The organism is Streptomyces sp. NPDC051243, assembly GCF_044455405.1.
Lineage (GTDB): Bacteria > Actinomycetota > Actinomycetes > Streptomycetales > Streptomycetaceae > Streptomyces.
The window spans coordinates 410,227-427,471 of sequence record NZ_JBITES010000004.1 but is presented as its reverse complement, the minus strand read 5'-3'; the positions used below and the strand labels follow the sequence as shown (position 1 = coordinate 427,471).

The following is a 17,245-nucleotide window of genomic DNA, read 5'->3' as shown; positions in this document are numbered from 1 at the left end:
CTCGCTGCTCGGCGGCTTCTTCCCATGGGAAGTCGTTACGCCGGGTCGATGCGGGAGACGCTGCCGCCCAGGTCGAGCACGTACAGCTCGCCATTGCCTCCCTGCACGAACGAGACGACCTGGCCGCCGTCGACTCCGAGGTTGCTCACGCCGGTCACCTCGCCGTTCTCCAACTGCAGGGCACGGACGGTGCCATCGCAGAAGTCGCTGAACACGTACTGGCCCTTGAGGTCCGGGATCGCCTCGCCTCGGTAGACGTATCCGCCGGTCACCGAGCAGCCGGGCCCGTTGCGGTCGTACTCATGGATCGGCGGTACGTGGTTCGCGGGCTCCGTGCCGCCCCGGAAGGGATGGTTGCCCTCCATCCGGGACCAGCCGTAGTTCTCGCCGCCCTTGCTGGTTGCCGGGGCCCAGTCGATCTCCTCCCAGGCGCTCTGGCCGACGTCCCCGATCAGCAGGTCGCCCGTGCCCGCGTCGAAGGAGAACCGCCACGGATTGCGCAGCCCGTACGCCCAGATCTCGTCCTTCGCGTTCGGGTCGTCCACGAACGGGTTGCCCGGCGGGATCGCGTACGGCTTGCCGCCGCTCGGGTCGATCCGCAGCAGCTTGCCGAGCAGCGTGTCGAGGTTCTGCCCGTTGCCGTGCGGGTCGCCGCCCGAGCCGCCGTCGCCGAACGCGATGTAGAGGTAGCCGTCGGGGCCGAACGTGATGTCGCCGCCGTTGTGGTTCGCGTAGGGCTGTGTCTGGGTGAGGACGGTGCGCCGGGTGTCCGGCTGGATCTTGCCGTCCCGCACCGCGAACTCGTCCACGGTGCTGGTGCCTTCGAGGTTCGTGAACGAGATGTAGAAGTGCGCGAACTCGTTGTCGAACGCGATGCCCAGCAGGCCGCGTTCGCCGTTGGTGGTGGTCTCCCTGGATATGTCGAGGACGGGCTCGCCGAGCCCCGCATCGTCCAAGACCCTTACCTTGCCCGCGCGTTCGGCTATCCAGACCGTGCCACCGGGACCGGCGGCGCCGGCGGTTGGATTCTGGGCCGTGGCCACTTTCTTGAGCACGACCTTCGCTGCCTGCCGTGGGGCGCTGAACTCGTCGGCGGACGCCGAGGTCAAAGCGAGGGAAGCGACGAGGCAGAGGGCGCCGATGATCGCCGAGCTTCTGGTACGAACTTTCACCGTGATCCTCCTGGAGGCGGCGAACGGGGGAGGTCACCCGGCTGCCAGGGGCAGAGACAGGTGGGTGTCGTCCACGCCGGCACGCAAACCTGGGGGGTGGGGGGATGGTGGTGCGCTACTGGCCACAGATGAGGCTACCGGGACAGGGGTTGTTGAAATAGACCACACTCCGCCACCCTGCGCTCCGCTTTCCGTCGCACCCTCCGCCTCCCCGTTCCCCGGCACTCTGCCTGGTCATGATGAAGCCCCAGGTCAGCGACCTGGGGCTTCTCGTGGTCTAGTCCAGCTTTAAGGGAGTCCCTCCGCGTGAACTCAGGGAGCCACTGCCCGTCGGCGACGACGTCCCAGTGCTCGATGATCTTTCCGTCGACCACGCGGAAGAGGTCCACGACGACGCCACCCCGCAGGCGCCGCCGTCAGTGCCTCGTGGCGGCGGCCGACGCGCCAACAGGGACCACGTACCCTCCAGCTGCCCGTCTCGGCACGCACTTCCGCTCCGGATGATCGCCCGGTTCAGTTCCACGCTTCCGACAGCCGCCGCGTGACGACCGAGCTGAGAATGCGTACGCCGCGCGTCGAGCCGGGATCGATGCCGGTGAGCTCCCGCACCCGGCGGAGGCGATAGTCCAGGGTGCGGGGGTGGACGTTGAGGGCTGCCGCCGTGGCGCCACGGTGCATGTCGTGGCGATAGTACGCGTCAAGCGTGACCAGGAGGTCCGGACCGGGCTGCAGGCTCCGGCTCACGGTCTGGAGCCATTCGTCGACGAACGGCGCGTCGGCGACGGCGAGTTCGACGAACACGTCCGACACGGTGTGCGGCCGCAGCCGAGCGGATGCCCGTCGCAGCGGCGCCGCCCTGCTGATCCGCCGGGCCAGGTCGAGGGCGTCGGCAGCCTCGGACAGCGGTGAGGTGGCGGTGCCGGCGGCGCAGGGGCGACCGAGGGCCTGGGCGAAGTCCCGTACGAGATCGGATACGAGGTCGGGCAAGAGGTCGGGGACAAGGTCGGGTACGGAGTGCGGCCGTACGGTCTCGGCGGTACTGGGCCCCGGAGACGCCGGGGGTCTGGCGGGAGGCAAGGGAATCAGGGCAATCAGCTCACCGCTCCTGCTTCCCTTGCCCGGGCACCACATGATCGGCGCTTGGTGGGTTTTCACCAGCGCCTCGATCTCGCTTTCCAGGTCGCCATCGCCGACGGGACCGTCCGGTACCCGGATCACCGTCACCACGCAGCGCTCGGGAAGTTCCATTCCCAGTGCCGAAGCGAGTTCCGCCGATATGGGGTCTCCGTTCAGCAACGACCTGGCCAGCAGGGCGGCCTGCTCGACGTACGGCAGACGGTGTCGCAGCGCCGTCACGAATCCCTGGCTGTAGGCACGGATACCGCGTTCTCCCTGCGGGGCGAACCAGCCCATCATCCGCATGAGTTCGTCGACGCCGACGCCGCGCTGAGCTTCGGTCGCTTCGTTGATCTCGCGCAGCATGAGTGAGGTGTGCAGTCGCAGGACCCGCTGCCGTGCATCCAGCGACATCCCCGCTGCGGCCCGCAACTCGCCGATCGCCGCGATGTAGCAGAGGTCGTCGTCGCTCAATTGGCTGTTGTCCGGGGACAGTTCGACCGTACGGCGGCGCAACCACAACGCGTACTCCAGCGTCTCGGCCCGCGCCCGGGAGTTCGTGTCCAGGAACCCGAACTCCGGGATCTCGCGCGCGTACGCCTCGACCTCCCGGCGCGCGTTGGCCGACGCCTGCCGGGCCAACTCGGCGAAGAAGCTCCCCATGGGCGCGAGCATGCCATTCCGGTCGAAGTAGCCGACAGGGGAAATCCGGACGGCATTTATCACTCTGCGCACATCGAAGACGACCGCGTCCGGGGCTCTTTGTCACATTGCGCAAAGTCCCTGGATCGGGGCATTCCCATCGCCTGTTCCACTTGTGGAGACACTGTGAACTGGCCTTAATGGGAAGCGCGTACCAGCCCGTGGGGGAACATCACAGCAATCATTCCGGCCACCACTCCGGATCAACGCGGGAATCGGTACGGGGATCTCTCATCCGCGCGCCTCAATGGTGCTTGTTCAAACGGGAGGGAAACACCGATGAAAGCAGGAACAAGAAAGAGAGTCGCGGCGGCGGTCGCGGTCATGGCTACGTCGACAGCGCTCATGCTGAGCGCGCCGGGCAGTGGCTCGGCCGCTCCCGCCGCCACTCCCAGCCTGCGCGCGTTCGGGATCACAGGTGACGGCACCCAGATGGCCACGTTCACCACCGACCGGCCGAACGTGCTCGACTGGGTCAGGGACGTCATCGGGCTCAGTGGCGACACAAGCCTGATCGGCATCGACTTCCGGGTGCAGAACGGCCTGATGTACGGCGTCGGCAACAAGGGCGGCATCTACACGATCAAGACCCCGCCGGCCACCACGGACGTCGTGATCACCAAGGTGTCCCAGCTCCAGTACTCGCTGCACGGCACGAACTTCGGCGTCGACTTCAACCCGGCCGCCGACCGGCTGCGCGTGATCAGCGACAACGGCCAGAACCTGCGGCACAACCTCAACGACCACACGACCATCCAGGACCTGAACCTCACCACCCCGCCGATCGAGGGCACCACCAAGGGCGTCTCCGCCGCCGCATACACGAACAACGACCTCAACGGGGCCACCGGGACCACGCTGTTCGACATCAATACGACCAGCGACCAGGTCGTCATCCAGTCCCCGGCCAACAACGGCACGCTGGCGCCGACCGGCAGCCTCGGCATCGACGCGCAGATCAACACGGGCATGGACATCTTCAGCACCCTGTCGGACGGCAAGACGGTCAGCAACGCCGCCTTCGCCAGTCTCACCGCCTCCGGCGCCAACAGGCCTTCCCTCTACAGCATCAACCTCTTCACCGGCGAGGCCACGCTCGTGTCCGACGCCCTCGGGTCCAAGTTCCCCCTGAACATCACGGACCTGGCCATCTCCCTCACCGGGAGCTGAGCCCCTCCCGCAGGTCACTTACTCGCCGCGGTCCGGCTGCTCCCGGGCCGCGGCGAACCTGAGGTGTGGTTCTTCGGGCACCTCCCGTCGCGACCATTCCCGTGGTGACCCAGGTCAGCGTGCTGAAACGGGCTTCACCCAACCTCGCCGGTGATCAGTCGGGCGCGGGCGGGCTGCTCGAGGGCGATGTCCGCCGCAGCACACCGTCGAAGTCATGGGTGCCGAGCGGCAGGTAAACCTGCCCGCACACGCCGCCGCCCGACTCGCGCACGCGTATCCGCACGCGGCCCGCGCGGTGCGCCGCGGCCACACGTAGTCGTTCCCGACGACGAACCACCGGCGCGCCTTGCGCTCGCCCGCCAGCAGCCGCATCGCGGGCCGCAGTTGGTCGTCCGGCGTCTCGCCGCTCACCGTCGCCAACAGCCGCCTGTTCATTCTCGGGTTGGCGGTCGCGGCCGTCGTCGCGCTGTCGCTCACGCTGCGGCTGACGCCGCTGGGCCGCCGGATCCGGGCCGTGGTGCAGAACCGCGATCTGTGAACCCGGCGCGCCTTGCGGGCGGTCGCATCGAGTCGGGCGGCAGCTTCCGGCTGTCGCTCGTCGTCGGAGTGCTGTACATCGGCGCGGCCTTCCCGGAGGACCGCCCGGCACGGACCATCCTGCCCTCGGGGGGGCACCGGAGCGCGTGGACAGCGTGTGCTCTGGGTGCCGGAGATCGCTTCCGCAGTGACGACGCGGTGATCCTTCGGCACCTGGAGAACTGCGCCGAGGCGGGCCCCGACGCGCTGCTCTTCGTCGGATGGCCTCCGCCGCCAGCTACTGCGCCGGCGTGGGATTCCGGCGCTGAGGTCTCGCCTCCCCAGGTATGCGCTCCCCCGTTCGTCCACCTGATCGTGCGGCTGTCGCCGATGTCAGCCGGGTGACATGCCCCGCTCCACACCGATATAGGTCGCCCTGCGGGACTCGGTCTTGTGCACGGTCATGTCGGTGCAGGCGTGGTGCAGCGCTGTGATGAGTGGCTGCATCTGTGCCTCGGTGTACGGGTGGTTGTACGTCGTGTATTCCGTGCCGACGACGTCCAGCCGCAGCACCAGTTCGTCCTTCTCCTCGCAGTCCTGGACGTCTCCGTCCCCCCGGCTGGCGAAGGAGATGCTGCCGATCTGAAGCGGGCGCAGGCCGTTGACGGCTGTCAGGGGGTACGTGCGGGTGCGCCCGTACCGCTGCCGCAGCAAGAGCCGCCCCTGCTCGCCTCGCCCTACCCGTATCTCGACCACTGACCGCCACAGGGGGATCCAGTACCGAACCGAGTAGGCGATCCACCCGAGGCTCGACGCGCCGACCATGAACGCCCAACCCGCCGAGAAGAAGGCGAGCACGGCGGCCGCCGGGGCCAGCACCAGGATCGGAAACCCCCGCATTCCAGGAACCAGTGCTGGGGCCGGGCTCTCCAGGAGAACGCCCAAGCCCCCTTTGCGTCTGTGTCCTCAGGGCCTTCTGCCATGAGTCGATCCTCAGCGAGGGGCTAGGCCGTGTCCGCAAAGTCCCGCCTGCCCCGCGACGCCTGGCACGCACTCTCGCCGCACCGGGCGAAAGCCCACGTACAACCAGTACGAGGGCTTCCGCGCTGTGTTGAGGCGCAGCGGACGTCGGTCAACAACGCTGCGAACCTCGCCTCACGAAGCCGCCACCGAGCTACCCAAGCGCAGGGCAACAGCCAGGCCGCTGTCCAAGCGCCGTCGCTTCCCAGGCTGCGGGCGCGAGTTCGATTCTCGTCACCCGCTCTTCTCGAAGCCCCAGGTCAGCGTCCGTACGCGCGCGACCCTGCTGTCACCCGGCCCGGCGGTACGCCGGTGGTCAGTCGGGCCGTTGGGTGCGGTTCTCATGAGCGAGGCCGTCCGGGCGGGCAGGCGTGCGCGGGCCGAGGGGAAGGATCATGGCCCGCAGCAGCACAGGTGCCCATGGCCTCAGGACCGTGGGATCCGGCGGGCGACGGATCGCCCCGATGTCCTGCCAGCCCCACGACAGAAAGGCGTCGCAGTCCGGAACGTCGGCTTGGCCGACCAGCGTCGCCCCGAGCGAGGCGTGATGGTCGGCGAGCAGGCGCTGCTGGAGGCGGCGGGCGAGGTCCTGGTCGTCCGTGTGGGGATGCACCACGATCTCGGTGATCGCGAAGACGTGGCCGGACGCGGTGAGCTGTTCGACGCTCTGCGGAAGGGTCCCGTCGAACCCCCTCCACCACGTCCCCTCGCGCGGTACCGGGAATCCATAGGCACACCCGGCGAAGGCGCTGTCCTCTGCGATCAGCAGCGCGAAACCGGGCCGCCGGATGTCGCCGGTGAGCCGCCGCAGAAACGCCTCCCGACGCCGGTACTCCTGGCCTGCCTGCGCACGGGAGGACTCCACGTACAGATCGGCCAGGTCCTCCCGCAGGGTCTCGGCCTGCCAGCGGTTCAGTCGGCGCAGGCGCACCGCGTCGGCGGGAGTCGGTGCGCCCCCTGGCGGCTCACGTCGGAGCGGGGCCGTCACCGCGCACCGCCCGCGGCGGCGCGAACCCGAGATGACGGTGGTCGAACGGCGTGGGGGTCGTGGAGCAGGAAGCCGGAGCCGGTGATCTCGATGACGCGGGCCAAGGCCGGTGTGGGGTTGTGCAGTTGGAGGGTCGTTCCGGCATCGGTGGCGATCCGGGATGCCGTCAGTAGGGCGTTGAGTCCGCTGGCGTCGCAGAAGGTGACCGCCCTGAGATCGACGTCGGCGGTGCGGATGCCGTCGCGCAGGCATGCGGCCAGTGCGGCGTCCACGAGCGGGGCGGTGGCCAGGTCGATCTCTCCGGCGAGGGTGATCAGCGCGCGGGTGGCGTGGTCGTGCCGGTGGACGTTCAGTTGTGGAAGGGGCATGGCTCCTCGATTCGGCGTACGAAGTACCCCAGCGGAGATTGCCGCGGGGCTGGACAGGCTTCGGGCCGGATTCGGCCCTCGCGGCACGACGCCGATACGGGGCGTGTGCGGGCGACGGAGGAACGGCCGGCCCGGCAGCCCTGGTTGGCGAGGACCGTGCCGGATCGGTCGTCCGGGAATGCGCCACGGGTCGGACGGAGGTCCGTGCGTTTCGGGTGGACCGCTCATCGGCCTCCCCGTCGGCCTTGTGCCGTCGCCGGGCCGGCGTCCACAGGACACGGGAGACCCCGGCCTGTCATGTGCGGTGCTGCGACCGGCGTCTTGGGCTGTGGGCGGTGCTGTCAGTTCGGGGGGGTGCTGTCAGTTCGGGGGGTGCTGCTCGCTCTCGCCCGGCCGTGGCCCTTCCTCCGCCGAGCCGACAGGCCCGGGCCCGGGCCCGGGACCGGCAACCCGGAGCGGCCGTAGTGGAAGGCGGCGATGCGGTCACCGTGCTGCGAGTTGAGCAGGTGGATGAGGAGCACCCCGAGGGCGATCATCGCAAGGATCACGATCACGGTCACGAACGTCTCCACGGTCCTCACCTCCCCATCGGCTGATGCGGCATCGCGGCGGACACGGTCGGGATCCGGTGACATGCGGCCGGATCGCGGGCCTCATGGCCGCCTTCGGAGTCCCAGACCGCTTCCCTGGCTAGGTCGGCCTCGTAGACCGTCCGCAGTCGTGCCGCCTCCTCCATCAACCGGCTCGCGGTCGACGTGCCCAGTGGATCACTCGCGGCGGCCATCAGCCAGGCGGCCGAGACGGGAGCCGTCTGCGGCGGGACCACCAAGAGGTTCCAGCGGCCCCTCCGGTACGAGAGCACCAGCAGTTCGTGCGGGTCCTGCTCGGCCCTGAACCAGCCCACCTTCACCACGTGCCCGGCGACGGGCACCTTGCGCGGCACGACCGGCCAGTGGGTGGGGTTCACCGTGACCCGGGTGATCCGTCCCCACAACGGATCCAGTACTGCGGTCAGGGCGGGGAGTTCGGCCGCGAGATCTCGGGAGCGGGGCCACCATGCGCCGTCCAGAAGAGCCGGTGCGGGACCGGCGGGCGCCAGCGACAGACGGGGAGAAGACGAGGAGAGCGTCGAACGGTCATCGGCTTGGGCTGTCGGCGGGAGGGAAATGGTCGCAGTCATGACGCGAACCCTGCCCCGGGCCGGCTGCGACCGGCCCGGCGTATTCAATCGCCGAAAACGACACGAGCCTGGAAGCCGGTGCGCGAAATATTTTCGATGATTTCAGCCTACTCCTCGGGCAGGCCCAACGGACCGCCCTGCCAATGGAGAAACGGCCCCGTGCGCCCCTGCCCCGGACATTCGTCCCAGAGGCAACAGTCTGAACCTGCCGTATTCGCCGGGAGGCGGGAAGAGATGATCGGCATTCGTTCGCGCGGACCCACGCGACGGGATCCTTGAGCACGCGCGCCGTCCCACTGCCCCGGTGGGACTTCGACGCGCGGCTCGTCTCGGCGACGTCGACACCAGGGCCGCATCCAAAGCTACGGGCCGTTCCCTTCAGGGACCCCGACCGCGCGCCTCGCGCTGAGGTCCGAGGGTCCTTCCGCGGGGCACGCCGAACTGGACGGCGCCTGGTGGCCCCGTTCACGTGACCTGCCGAGCGAGCTCTTCGCCCTGGCGGACGTGCTGGATCCGCTGTGGGGGCGGATCGCCCGTATCGCGGTCAATCCCCGCCACTGGCCGGTCCTCCCGCCCAGGATCTTCGTCAACGGCCGTATGGCGAAGGTCGGTTGGTTCACCTCAGAGCTGGATCCGCACGGGATCGTTCTGCTGTCCTACACCGCGGGCCGCTGGGACCTCCCGGCGGTCTCCCCCGGAGACCAGCGCCTCATCGGCCGCCCGGCTGATGGCCGCCGCGAGCGCGGACACCGGTACGCCGATGACCGCGACCGGGCTCATGACGGCGGGACAGGCCCGTGTCGGAAGCAGTGAGGGGGCCGGGAGGACGGGAGCGGCGGTGCACGCTCGTCGCACGGCATACGAAAAGCCCTGGTCGCGAGCGATGATCATGAGCGGGCACCCCGGGCCGGGCCCGGAGTAGAGTGAACTGCGGGAGTCAGTCGGTGACCTGTGGCCTTTTCCTTGCCTGAGGCGACGGGTTCGGAGCCCGGCACGAGTGGCGGCGACCATGACAACACTGCAGCAGCGGAAGAACCACCGCGAAGCGATCATGAAGACCCTGTACGAGGGCATGGAACGCAGCGGCCTCCCTGACGTCTCCGGGGCCAAGCTGCGTGACGATCTGGCGATCCCCGAGCAGGATCTGGCAGCGGCCTGCACCTATCTGGTGGAGGAAGGGCTCGTCACGGTCCGCTGGGCCCATGGAGACACACCTGCGACCGTCATGCTGACGCATCAGGGAATTCGGCTCATGGAGGCCGAGGAGGAGGATCGCGGCTGACCGGTGTGTGTACGCCGGGGCCGTTGCACCACCGGCGGAGCCCTCGGCAGGCGGGATGTCGCCGCGCGGGTCTCGTGACGAGGAGGCGATAGTGACCGAAGCCGGCTGCCGGAGGGCGAGGAGAGCCAGGGCCAACTGACTTGCGGTGGCGGCGGATCGGTCCTCGCCCGGTATGCCGGGGAGCAGGCGGCCCATGGGCTGCACGCTTTCGGCCATGCCACGGACGCGCGTCCGTGGACCGGTCCGGGAACACCAGGACGGAGTAGCGTGGCGGGCACCGGGAGTTCCCCGTACGCCCACGACCCGTCGGCGTCGTTCCTGGCGCACCACGGCACCGGTCCGTCACACGGCGGCCCGGGGACAGGACCGCGACATGGCATCGCGCGCCGACGAACGTGCGGCCCCCGAGCAGGAACCCTCTTGCCCATCCTTGCCCGCCCGGCTCACCCTGCGCCCGCCGACCTCTCCGCCCGGTCCCGTGTGCGGCGCCTGGTGGCCCCGTTCCCGCGATCTGATGACCGAACTGCCCATCCTCACCGACGCGTTCGACGCGAGGCGGGGGAGGTTGCCCAGTTTCGGCGTGCGCCGCGGCACCTGGCCGGAGGCGCCGTGCGACCTGCCTGCCCCCGGTCACACGGTGACGGCCGCGTGGTTCGCGTCCGGGTGCGACCCGTACACGATCCGGCTCTTCTCCTACGGCGTCGGCCGCTGGGACCTGCTGGTCGTCCCGCCCGGGACCGAGGCTGCGGCGGCCGCACGGCTGATGACGGCAGCGGCCGACCCCGCGCTCCGCCTCACCGCGGGCGCGCTCGTCGCGGCCGAACAGCGTCGGCACGATCAGGACGGCGTCCGGTGGGCGCAGGAGCAGGTGGAGCAGTGGGAAGGCGAGGGCGGCGCACCACAGCGCCCCTCACCCGACCTCTCCTTCTTCCGCGACCCTTACGGTCCGTGACCCCTGTATTGCCCTGCGCCCGGTAGGGTGAAAGTACCGAGGGCCCCCGCATACCGGTGACCGAACCGGTTTCGCTCCCGGCGCACGACGACACCGGGCGGCTCGCCGCCCGGGACAGGTGCCGCTTCATGACAGCCTCCGCTGACGGCCCTCGACTCCCTCGATCCGGACACAGCCCCAGCTGACGCCTGCCACAGCTCGGCAACCGCCATCCACCTCCTCGAACACCTCAGCCGGGTGCAGGCCGTGAACCAGGGCCGCCCATCTCGGACCGCCGCACTGCCGACCGTGACCGGCCCGGGACCACCCGCGCAACAGGCCCACCCAAGGAAACTCATGATCACCACAGTCCCACCGGCACCGCCCACCCATCCCCTCCTCCGGCTGCGCCTTGCGCCGCACAGCGCCCTGCCCCGCCGCCTCGACGGCGCGTGGTGGCCCCGCTCCTACGATCTTCTGGCCGAGCTTCCCCCGTTGCTCGCCGCACTGCCGCGCGCGTGGGGACACATCGCCAGTGTCACGGTGAACTCAGCGGACTGGTCCGCGGCACCGGGCCGAATGCTCGTCTGCAACCAGGTCGTACGGCTGCGCAGGGCCGTCGCACCGCACGCTCCGGACACCGTCGTCCTGCTCGCGCCCGGCCACGGCCGCTGGGACCTGCTGGTCGTGCCGCCCGACACCACCGCGGAGGAGGCCGGACCGCTCATGGCCGCGGCAGTGGACGACCGCGCCCGAGAGCGGCAGGAGTAGCTTGCCCACTCGACCGCACGAGGAGGGCAAGGACGCGCGACGCCCTGCCGGTCGATGTGTCGTCTCCAGCCGTACGACGGCCGTACCGGGCGGCCCGGCACCGGCGGAGCGGCTGATGAGAGCGCGGCCGGTCCCGTGCACCCTCACCGCGAGCGCGCTCCTGGGTCCTGTGCCGGCCGGCTTCGTTCGTCGGCCCGCTCCTCCCCGGCCGGCGGTGGCCACGGGAGACGGAGGGATTCTGTGCCGTCCCGGACCGCCCACGGCACGGCACGTAGCCGGTTCCCGTGCCGGAACTCTGGCGGGTCATGCGGAAACCCTGCCGCAGGCGCAGAGTGCCCGGCGCTTTCAGGGGTGCACCAGGAGGCGGTGGGGCGCGAAACAGGACGCCCCGCCACCCTCAGCCGGAAGACAGCGCCAGCCCCAGGCCAGCAGTGCCCGATAGGTGTCCACGTCACGGCGGTCGACGAGGGTGACGCCGATCGCGCCGATGTGGTCGTCGAGCAACCGCTTTTGCAGGCGCCGGGCGAGGTTCCACTCGCGGGTCAGGTCCTGGGTGCGCACCCGGCGCTCGACAAGGACGTCGGCGACCGCGAAGAGCTTTCCCGAGGCGGCAACGCGGAACAGGTTCTCCGGGAGATACACGTCGAGGCCCTGCCACCAGGGGCCCGCGACGCGCACGGGGAAGCCGTAGGCACATGCCGTGAGAACGGTGGCGCCCGAGGGGCGGACGGCCTCCGCGACGAGCAGCTCGAACCCGGGTCGCCGCATATGACCCGCGAGCCGGCGCCGGAAGGCGGCGGGCCCGGCCCGGTCCGACGGGTCCAAGAGTCCCGACTCGCCCGGCTCGCTCGACGACGTGTGAGCGTACAACTCACCGAGCTCCCCCATCCGGTCGTCGACCTGGCGCCGCGTCAGCGGCCGGACGAACTCGCCTCTCTCGGGCGACGACACCTGCCGGCGCCGCGACGGGCACGGTGTCTCGGGAGGCGTCCCGTGCCGGCCCGGCGTCCCGGGGCGGGCGGTCGCCGGGCGGTCCGGCATGTGCGCGGTCATGAGGCGAACCCTGCCCCGGGCCCGGACGGGGTCCGGCCCGGCATCGTCGTTCGCCGAGAACGGCACTCGGCACATGAGCCGGCACACGAGAAGCCCTCGGCGCCTTCGAGGCTACGCCCACCCCGACGGCGGACGGGGGCGGCCCCGATGCGGTCGGGACACCGTCAGGTGCTCGCCTCGTCACAGAAGTGTGCAACCGTGCAGGGCACTCTCCGCCAATTCCGGCTCTCCGGATACACGAAGATCGGGCACACGGGGGCACGGGTTCGCCGCACACATCGCACCCTTCCTCCTGGAAGCCCTCCGCTCGCTGCCACCGTCAGCCAGGCAGCGGGCTGTTGGAAAGCGAGTCGTGGTGCACAGCCGCGATGACACGGACCGGAGCCCGAACGACGGCAGCTGCCTTCGCTCACCGAACGCCCGGCGGCCGCTCGTCGCCGGTCATCCGCGGAGGTAGGTGAGGACGGCGAGGACGCGGCGGTGTCCATGGCCGTCGAGGTGGAGTTCGAGTTTCTGAAGGATGTTGCCGACGTGCTTGTTGACCGCTGCCTCGGTGACGTACAACTCGCGGGCGATGGCGGCGTTGGTGCGTCCCTCGGCCATCAGGGCGAGGACCTCGCGCTCTCGGGGGGTGAGGCGTTGCAGGGGATCGCGGCGGCGGTTGAGGAGTTGGCGGACCACCTCGGGATCCACGACCGTCGCGCCCGCGGCGACCTGAGCGACCGCGTCGACGAACTCGCCGACGGCGCTGACGCGGTCCTTGAGGAGATAACCCACGCCGGTGTCGCTGCCCAGGTCGAGCAGATGGGCTGCGTAGGACTGCTCGATGTACTGGCTGAGCACCAGGACCGGCAGGCTGGGGTGCTCGTGGCGCAGGGCGACGGCGGCGCGCAGGCCGTCGTCGGTGTTGTCCGGTGGCATGCGGACGTCGGTGACGACGATGTCGGGAGCGTGTTCCCGGACCGCCGTGATCAGGGCGTCCGCGTCGCCGACGGCGGCGAGCACCTGGTGGCCGAAGCGGGTGAGCACGCCGACCAGGCCGTCCCGCATCAGCGGGGAGTCCTCGGCGAGTACGACGGTCAATGGCACGGCAACTCCACGTGCATCAGGGTAGGCCCGCCCTGAGGGCTGGAGACGCGGAGCCTGCCGTTCGCCACGGCGACGCGGTCGGCCAGGCCCACGAGGCCGGTGCCCGCCTCCGGTGCGGCGCCTCCGATGCCGTCGTCGCCGACCGACAGAGCCAGCACATCGGTGTGCAGGCGGGCGTGCACCTCGACTCGGGTCGCCTTGCTGTGCTTGACGGCGTTGGTCAACGCCTCGGCGATCACGAAGTACGCCGCGGTCTCCACGGAGAGCGGCAGACGGCGAGGCAGGCGGATGTCGATCGTGACGGGCATCGTGGAACGCCCCGCCAGGTTCTCGACCGCGGCGGCAAGACCGTGGTCGGTGAGAGCCTTCGGATGGACGCCGCGGCTGAGCTCACGCAGTTCGTCGACAGCGAGCGCGACCTGTTCCTGTGCCTCGGCGAGCCGGCCGGCCAGCGGTGAGTCCGGCTCGGTGTCGAGGGCTGCCAGGCCGAGCATGACATTCAGGGAGACCAGCCGCTGCTGCGCCCCGTCGTGAAGGTCCCGCTCGATCCGGCGCCGCTCCGCGTCGAAGGCGTCGACCAGCCGCGCCCTGGAGGCCCGTACGTCGGTGAGCTCGCGGCCCAGTTCGCTGTCGCGCGGTGCCAGCATGAGACGGGTGACGGCCGCCCTGGCGCCGGCCCAGGCGGTGATGGTGTACGGCGCGGCGGCGAGCAGGCTGAGGCCGACGATCATCAGCGGCCAGGCCCCGGGGTCGTCGAGGGGCGACATGATCACCAGCACGGGGACGACCAGGGCGAAGCCGAGGACGAGGAAGTCCATCCACCACAGAGCGGTCGCAGACACCGCGGTGAAGCCCAGCTCACGCCAGGTCGCGGGCTCTCGCAGCCGGGTTCGTACCCATCCGAGGAGCCCCGCGCGTTCAGGCGCCCGGTGCGGGTCCGGCACCGGGTCGAGGTCCACCAGGCGCAGGCGCCACCGCTCGAAGCGGGTGACGGCGACACCGGACAGTGCCACACCGAGCAGGACAGGCATCCCCACCAACACCACCAGCGAGACGACTCCCGCGACGAGCGCGACCACGAGGACGGCGCCGGCGGCGGCGCCGAAGACGACACCGGACAGCAGGTAGGCGAAGGACCGCCAGGGCCAGCTGGAGCCGAGCACCTTCAGGGGGTTCTGGCCCAGGGCCTGCCAGGCGGTCCGATGTCGCATCCCTCGAACCTACCGAGCCGGGGATCTTGGGGCAGTAGTGCGTGCACTACCTCCGAACTCGCGTGTGCGCCAGTGCGTGCGGCGGGGAGGGGCCGGTGGACTGGACTCCATGAAGCTGATCACCGTCCCTACGGGCATGCGCCGCAGACTCGGCACTGTGCTGACCGCGCTCGGTATCGCGGTCGCGGTCACCGCCGTACCGGCCTCCTCGGCCCCGCGGTCCACCGCCGCCCTGGCTCCGGCCTCGATCGACCGATTCGTGAACGACTACCTGGAGCAGACCGGTCTGCCGGGCGCGGTGGTCGCCGTCACCAAGGGCGCCCGAGTCGTCCACACCGCGGGGTACGGGCACACCGCGGCCGGGCAGGACATGACGGAGCGGACGCGCCTGCCCGTGGCGTCACTGTCGAAGTCGATGACCGCACTCGCCGTCATGCAACTGGTCGAGGCGGGCAAAGTCGACCTGGACGGGCCTGTGCACCGCCATCTGCCGGAGTTCACCATGGCCGACCGGCGCTCCCAGGAGATCACCGTCCGGCAGCTCCTGACCCAGACCTCCGGTATGGCCGACTCCGCCTACCCCGATCTGACCCGCTCCCAGCCGCACACTCTCGAAGAGGCCGTCGCGGCGATGCGCGAGGCGCCCCTCGCCACGGCCCCGGGCACCCGGCACCGCTACCACAACCCCAACTACTTCGTCGCGGCACGCCTCGTCGAGGTGGTCAGCGGACAGCCCTTCGCCGACTACCTGTCCGCCAAGCTCTTCGCTCCACTGCGCATGACGCACACCGCGTCCGTCGACTCGACCACCGAGATGCCCGACCGGGCCCGCGGCTATGTCCGCGCCTACGGCACGACGTTCTCCCGTACCCACCCACGCTGGTTCGCCGCGGGCGGCCACGGTGTCGTCACCACCGCCGACGACCTCTCCCGGTGGCTCATCGCCCAGAACAACCAGGGTGTTTCCGCCGAGGGGCGCCGTATCGCCACCGCACACACCATCGAGCTCACGCACACCCCGCCGAAGGCTCCGAAGGACACGGACTACGCGATGGGCTGGGCGCGGTACCGGCACGGCGACGGGGCCGAGGAGATCCAGCACAGCGGCCAGCTCCTCACCCACAACGCCATGGCCACTCTGCTGCCCGAGAGCAGGATCGGCATCGCGGTCGTCACCAATACCGGCCTGATCGCCGGAGACGACGCCGCCCAGATCTCGCTGGGCCTCGTCGACCTGGCGCGCGGCAGGAACCCCGAGGTGACGAGGCCCTTCTCGATGACGGCCGACTGGGTCCTGGCGGCGCTGACCCTGCTGGCGACGGGCCTCGGCATCCGCGGTGTCCTGCGCGCGCGCCGATGGGCGCGGCACACCGCACGGCGACCATGGTGGCGAACGGCCCTGCGGTTGCTGCCGCAGACGCTCCCGATCCTCTTCCTCACCCAACTCGCGTCGCTGCTCGGTCTGCTGATGAACCGCTCCGGCACTCTGGCACAGACCACCTACGCCTGGCCGGCCCTTGTCGTCTGCGCCGCAGCCGGGGGCCTCGCCTCCACCGCGGTCATCACTGCCCGGGCACTCGCTCTGGTACGTCACCGCTCGCCGCACGAGACGGGCATCAGGCCCTCGGCCCCGCCTGACGCCGGAACTCCGGCATGACGCCCGTGCCGAGGGGCGGACCTCCGTCACCAAGGAGCGCTTCTCGACCCGGAGGGAGACCTGTGGTCGATTTTCGCCTCACGACGTGTCGAAGTACCAGGTCAGTGACGTGACGGGGTTGTTCCCGTCCGGATCTGTGCCGATCGCCACAGCGAGCGGGATACACGTGGGCTCATACTGAGGCATGACAAAGCCTGCGGCACCGAAGCGTCATTTGCCCACCAGCCCCTTCAAGGCCCCGGTCACGCCGGTTCCCAAGCACTTCGCCGTAGGCGACCAGGTCACGCACGACGTGTACGGCCTCGGCCGGGTGATCGGTATCGAGGATGGAATCGCGACTCTCGTGGATTTCGGGGATGCGCAGATGCGGATCTTGAGCCCGTACGCCAAGATGACCAAGCTGTAGAACCGCTGTGCCCGGTCACGGCACGCCAGGACCCATCAGGGACCTGTAACGAAAGGCAGACCTCTCATCGACCCGACATCGCTGTTCTCCGCCCTGGAAGGGCAACCCCGCCGTTCCACGGCGGTATCGCCGCCTCCGACGACAGAGCCCTTCCAGGCCCCGGACTTCGGGGAGGACGAGGGCTCGTGGTCCGAGGGCGCACAGGAGCCCGCCCAGGGCACGCGCGCGGCGAGGCCCGAGGCTGCCTAGCGGTGGTTTCGACAGCTTCCCGTGGGCTGTCTCCGGCGCTGCGGTGAGGAGTGCGGCTGCCCCGGTCTCCGTCTCATTCGGCGCCGTTCGCGGTCGTTCGGGCGAGAACGGAAGCCCTCGCGGCACCGGCGGTCAGCCGCCCTTGGACACAGGTCGCCCTGGCACACAGCCTGGCCCGCCAGCACGGCCGGAAAGGCCGGAAAGCGTGCACGCCAGGGCGACAAAGCCGTGGCCCGCGCGTTGCGGCCGGGCAAGTCCCCGTCGGCAGCGCCCACTTGAGGAGCGCGCGGCTTCCTCCGGCGAGGGTTCCGAGCGCGCGCCAGGACGCGGATTTGCCGACCGGACGTCGCGTACCGGATACGTC

17 protein-coding genes and 2 pseudogenes are annotated in these 17,245 nt (G+C 70.1%); 8 read left to right on the top strand and 11 right to left on the bottom strand.

Annotated elements, in window-relative coordinates; translation table 11 throughout:
* Positions 1–35: 35 nt before the first annotated feature.
* On the bottom strand, positions 36–1,172 hold the full coding sequence (locus ACIBAG_RS12545; protein ID WP_399104023.1) for a PQQ-dependent sugar dehydrogenase: 1,137 nt from the start codon (positions 1,170–1,172) through the stop codon (positions 36–38).
* Positions 1,173–1,685: 513 nt separating this feature from the next.
* Positions 1,686–2,951: a PucR family transcriptional regulator gene (locus tag ACIBAG_RS12540; protein ID WP_399104021.1), complete on the bottom strand. Its 1,266-nt coding sequence runs from the start codon at positions 2,949–2,951 to the stop codon at positions 1,686–1,688.
* A gap of 363 nt (positions 2,952–3,314) precedes the next feature.
* Between ACIBAG_RS12540 and ACIBAG_RS12535 the strand changes: the two genes are divergently transcribed.
* Positions 3,315–4,160, top strand: coding sequence for a DUF4394 domain-containing protein (locus ACIBAG_RS12535; RefSeq protein ID WP_399104019.1), 846 nt, complete (start codon positions 3,315–3,317; stop codon positions 4,158–4,160).
* 190 nt (positions 4,161–4,350) lie between these two features.
* Here the strand turns inward: ACIBAG_RS12535 and ACIBAG_RS12530 are convergent.
* Positions 4,351–4,571, bottom strand: a pseudogene (locus ACIBAG_RS12530) (ABC transporter substrate-binding protein); the annotation flags it as partial.
* Between ACIBAG_RS12530 and ACIBAG_RS12525 the strand changes: the two are divergent.
* Positions 4,558–4,695: pseudogene (locus ACIBAG_RS12525) on the top strand (urea ABC transporter permease subunit UrtB); the annotation flags it as partial. The pseudogenes ACIBAG_RS12530 and ACIBAG_RS12525 sit on opposite strands and share 14 nt — an antisense overlap.
* 374 nt (positions 4,696–5,069) lie before the next feature.
* Here ACIBAG_RS12525 and ACIBAG_RS12520 read toward each other — a convergent pair.
* From ACIBAG_RS12520 to ACIBAG_RS12500, 5 genes are all read right to left on the bottom strand, one after another.
* Complete coding sequence (locus ACIBAG_RS12520; protein ID WP_399104017.1) at positions 5,070–5,576, bottom strand: hypothetical protein; 507 nt, start codon at positions 5,574–5,576, stop codon at positions 5,070–5,072.
* A 436-nt stretch (positions 5,577–6,012) separates the two neighbouring features.
* Complete coding sequence (locus ACIBAG_RS12515) at positions 6,013–6,684, bottom strand: hypothetical protein (RefSeq protein ID WP_399104015.1); 672 nt, start codon at positions 6,682–6,684, stop codon at positions 6,013–6,015.
* The gene (locus tag ACIBAG_RS12510; protein WP_399104013.1) at positions 6,681–7,052 is read right to left on the bottom strand and encodes an STAS domain-containing protein; all 372 of its coding nucleotides are present in this window, start codon (positions 7,050–7,052) and stop codon (positions 6,681–6,683) included. The genes ACIBAG_RS12515 and ACIBAG_RS12510 overlap by 4 nt, the downstream gene beginning before the upstream one ends.
* Positions 7,053–7,393: 341 nt before the next feature.
* Positions 7,394–7,624, bottom strand: coding sequence for a hypothetical protein (locus ACIBAG_RS12505; RefSeq protein ID WP_399104011.1), 231 nt, complete (start codon positions 7,622–7,624; stop codon positions 7,394–7,396).
* A gap of 5 nt (positions 7,625–7,629) precedes the next feature.
* Positions 7,630–8,232, bottom strand: a complete 603-nt coding sequence (locus ACIBAG_RS12500; RefSeq protein WP_399104009.1) for a DUF5994 family protein — start codon at positions 8,230–8,232, stop codon at positions 7,630–7,632.
* 354 nt (positions 8,233–8,586) lie between these two features.
* On the opposite strand from ACIBAG_RS12500, the gene ACIBAG_RS12495 reads away from it, so the two are divergent.
* The 4 genes from ACIBAG_RS12495 (at position 8,587) to ACIBAG_RS12480 (ending at position 11,216) form a co-directional block, all read left to right on the top strand.
* A complete protein-coding gene (locus ACIBAG_RS12495; protein ID WP_399104513.1) occupies positions 8,587–9,045 on the top strand; it encodes a DUF5994 family protein in 459 nt (152 codons plus the stop codon).
* Positions 9,046–9,241: 196 nt separating this feature from the next.
* Entirely contained in the window at positions 9,242–9,514 is a 273-nt protein-coding gene (locus ACIBAG_RS12490) for a hypothetical protein (RefSeq protein ID WP_399104007.1), read from the top strand.
* 172 nt (positions 9,515–9,686) lie between these two features.
* Complete coding sequence (locus ACIBAG_RS12485) at positions 9,687–10,466, top strand: DUF5994 family protein (protein WP_399104005.1); 780 nt, start codon at positions 9,687–9,689, stop codon at positions 10,464–10,466.
* A gap of 336 nt (positions 10,467–10,802) precedes the next feature.
* Positions 10,803–11,216 carry a DUF5994 family protein gene (locus ACIBAG_RS12480; RefSeq protein ID WP_399104003.1) on the top strand — a complete coding sequence of 138 codons (414 nt, stop codon included), beginning with the start codon at positions 10,803–10,805 and terminating at the stop codon, positions 11,214–11,216.
* A 345-nt stretch (positions 11,217–11,561) separates the two neighbouring features.
* Here ACIBAG_RS12480 and ACIBAG_RS12475 read toward each other — a convergent pair whose 3' ends face one another.
* The 3 genes from ACIBAG_RS12475 to ACIBAG_RS12465 form a co-directional block, all read right to left on the bottom strand.
* Complete coding sequence (locus ACIBAG_RS12475) at positions 11,562–12,269, bottom strand: hypothetical protein (protein ID WP_399104001.1); 708 nt, start codon at positions 12,267–12,269, stop codon at positions 11,562–11,564.
* Between the two features lie 441 nt (positions 12,270–12,710).
* Positions 12,711–13,358: a response regulator gene (locus ACIBAG_RS12470; protein WP_399103999.1), complete on the bottom strand. Its 648-nt coding sequence runs from the start codon at positions 13,356–13,358 to the stop codon at positions 12,711–12,713.
* Positions 13,349–14,569 carry a sensor histidine kinase gene (locus ACIBAG_RS12465; protein ID WP_399103997.1) on the bottom strand — a complete coding sequence of 407 codons (1,221 nt, stop codon included), beginning with the start codon at positions 14,567–14,569 and terminating at the stop codon, positions 13,349–13,351. The genes ACIBAG_RS12470 and ACIBAG_RS12465 overlap by 10 nt, the downstream gene beginning before the upstream one ends.
* Positions 14,570–14,678: 109 nt before the next feature.
* On the opposite strand from ACIBAG_RS12465, the gene ACIBAG_RS12460 reads away from it, so the two are divergent.
* Positions 14,679–16,226 (top strand): serine hydrolase domain-containing protein, encoded by a 1,548-nt coding sequence (locus ACIBAG_RS12460; protein ID WP_399103995.1) that lies wholly within the window; start codon positions 14,679–14,681, stop codon positions 16,224–16,226.
* Between the two features lie 184 nt (positions 16,227–16,410).
* Positions 16,411–16,632: a hypothetical protein gene (locus tag ACIBAG_RS12455; RefSeq protein ID WP_399103993.1), complete on the top strand. Its 222-nt coding sequence runs from the start codon at positions 16,411–16,413 to the stop codon at positions 16,630–16,632.
* Positions 16,633–17,245: the final 613 nt, after the last annotated feature.

Excerpts from the sequence above, each read along its gene's own strand:
- ACIBAG_RS12540 (WP_399104021.1), bottom strand. The coding sequence starts at position 2,951 with ATGGGGAGCTTCTTCGCCGAGTTGGCCCGGCAGGCGTCGGCCAACGCG.
- ACIBAG_RS12535 (WP_399104019.1), top strand. The coding sequence starts at position 3,315 with ATGGCTACGTCGACAGCGCTCATGCTGAGCGCGCCGGGCAGTGGCTCG.
- ACIBAG_RS12520 (WP_399104017.1), bottom strand. The coding sequence starts at position 5,576 with ATGCGGGGGTTTCCGATCCTGGTGCTGGCCCCGGCGGCCGCCGTGCTC.
- ACIBAG_RS12510 (WP_399104013.1), bottom strand. The coding sequence starts at position 7,052 with ATGCCCCTTCCACAACTGAACGTCCACCGGCACGACCACGCCACCCGC.
- ACIBAG_RS12500 (WP_399104009.1), bottom strand. The coding sequence starts at position 8,232 with ATGACTGCGACCATTTCCCTCCCGCCGACAGCCCAAGCCGATGACCGT.
- ACIBAG_RS12490 (WP_399104007.1), top strand. The coding sequence starts at position 9,242 with ATGACAACACTGCAGCAGCGGAAGAACCACCGCGAAGCGATCATGAAG.
- ACIBAG_RS12485 (WP_399104005.1), top strand. The coding sequence starts at position 9,687 with ATGCCGGGGAGCAGGCGGCCCATGGGCTGCACGCTTTCGGCCATGCCA.
- ACIBAG_RS12480 (WP_399104003.1), top strand. The coding sequence starts at position 10,803 with ATGATCACCACAGTCCCACCGGCACCGCCCACCCATCCCCTCCTCCGG.
- ACIBAG_RS12475 (WP_399104001.1), bottom strand. The coding sequence starts at position 12,269 with ATGACCGCGCACATGCCGGACCGCCCGGCGACCGCCCGCCCCGGGACG.
- ACIBAG_RS12465 (WP_399103997.1), bottom strand. The coding sequence starts at position 14,569 with ATGCGACATCGGACCGCCTGGCAGGCCCTGGGCCAGAACCCCCTGAAG.
- ACIBAG_RS12460 (WP_399103995.1), top strand. The coding sequence starts at position 14,679 with ATGAAGCTGATCACCGTCCCTACGGGCATGCGCCGCAGACTCGGCACT.
- ACIBAG_RS12455 (WP_399103993.1), top strand. The coding sequence starts at position 16,411 with ATGACAAAGCCTGCGGCACCGAAGCGTCATTTGCCCACCAGCCCCTTC.